Source organism: Kitasatospora sp. MBT63, from assembly GCF_000710465.2.
Lineage (GTDB): Bacteria > Actinomycetota > Actinomycetes > Streptomycetales > Streptomycetaceae > Kitasatospora.
Map to the genome: position 1 here is coordinate 1 of NZ_JAIZ01000585.1, position 1,330 is coordinate 1,330.

At 73.1% G+C, this 1,330-nt stretch carries 1 protein-coding gene; it reads right to left on the minus strand.

What is annotated here, in order from left to right; genetic code table 11:
• Positions 1 to 145: 145 nt before the first annotated feature.
• The gene (locus tag AA75_RS51490; RefSeq protein WP_206743457.1) at positions 146 to 457 is read right to left on the minus strand and encodes a hypothetical protein; all 312 of its coding nucleotides are present in this window, start codon (positions 455 to 457) and stop codon (positions 146 to 148) included.
• Between the last annotated feature and the right edge of the window lie 873 nt (positions 458 to 1,330).

Below are 1,330 nucleotides of genomic sequence, written 5' to 3' on the forward strand. Positions count from 1 at the left end.
GCCGCCCATCTTGCCGAGACCGATGAGGCCGAGCTCCATGGCCGTACCTTTCTGATCGGGGACGTGTCTTCTGTGGAGACCCGGCCGTCACGGGCCGTTGGAGGCGTCGTGGACCAGGAGCAGAACGTCGGCGGCGTTGCGGAGGTCACCGGTGGTGATCATGCGGGGTGAGGTCGTGTCCGCCGTCGTTCGGCCGGCTCGCGATGCCTTGGTCGGTGTGCGGCGCTTCAGTGCGTCGGTCATGGTCATCTCGACTCCTCTCCCGCACATTTTCACTGTCCATCGGCGCGGAGAGGCTGCGCTTTCGTGCACCCGGGAGGCCGGCGATCATCCGGAACGGGCCGCCCGCGGCCTCCCACTGACTGACCTGCGACGCCGGGTTCTTGCCCGTGTGGTAGGGCGGGCCGGTGGCCGGCTGCCAGTCCGGCTCCGGACCCGGCACCACTTTCTCCGTCACGCGCACACTCCCCCTGTTCGAACCGGTCGGCGGCGCCCGGCCCGGCCCGGCCCGGCAACGAGACACCCGCGATCCACCGGGCCGAACACCGGCCGAAACTCCGCGGACGCACCCCGCCGCCCACCGAACGCGAACCCCAGAACGCCCCCGCCCGCCCGAGCGCGCCGCAGCGGCGCAGCACCGGGACACGGGCCAATGGCAGGAAATTCTTCCGCGCCCGCCCCGGCCGGAGACCGCCCGACGCGGGCCGGCACCGAAGAATCTCCCGCCACGGCGCCCGCACCGAACTCCCGGGTCGGGTCCGGGCAGTGGCCCGGTACCGGGCAGGGCGGGGAGGCCCGGGCACCGCAACGGGATGGGAGGAGGGGCCCGGCTCCCGGGCTTCCTTCACTGCCCGCCCGGACCCCCGGCATCCGCAGCCCCGGGCCGGCCCGGCTCGGCTCGGCACCACCGAATCCGAGCAGGCCACGCCGGTCGAGATGTCCGGCATCTGCGTATCGCGGCGATCGGTCACCCGCACCCGCGGGTGACCGACCGGTGCGGCTGCAGGTGCGGCACCGAACGCCGTCACAACGGCGGCCCGTCCGGCCACAGGTGCGTCGTCGGCACCAGTTGGTCCAGGGCCTTGACGGCCCGTTGGCACAGACACCGTCAAGCCTACGGAACGTGATCGCTCGGTGGCGCAGAGCGGCAGGATCGGGGGCGGATTGTCCGGCGCGGTCCGCCCCTGTCCGGCCATGTCCGCACCTCACCTGCGCGAACGCCCTTCGGGCGTGACGGACATCCCGGACAGCGCCAGGCTGGTTCCATCCCGCCCGGCCCGTCCTCCCGTTGAGGTGGAGATCCGCTTGCGCCGTCCCGTCCCCTCCCCCG